1 pseudogene is annotated in these 209 nt (G+C 52.2%); it reads right to left on the reverse strand.

Annotated elements, in window-relative coordinates:
• Positions 1-209: pseudogene (locus BBA90_RS19525) on the reverse strand (IS1-like element transposase); the annotation flags it as partial.

The raw sequence follows: 209 nt of genomic DNA on the forward strand, positions 1-209 counted from the left end.
TGTTCGTCCATTTCAGCGCAGATAATGACATCACTGCCCGGTTGTATGCGCGAGGTTACCGACTGCGGCCTGAGTTTTTTAAGTGACGTAAAACTGTGTTGAGGCCAATGCCCATAATGCGTGCACTGGCGCGACATCCGACGCCATTCATGGCCATATCAATGATTGTCTGGTGCGTACCGGGCTGAGAGGCGGTGTAAGTGAACTGT

Source organism: Pantoea eucrina, from assembly GCF_001691555.1.
Lineage (GTDB): Bacteria > Pseudomonadota > Gammaproteobacteria > Enterobacterales > Enterobacteriaceae > Pantoea > Pantoea borealis.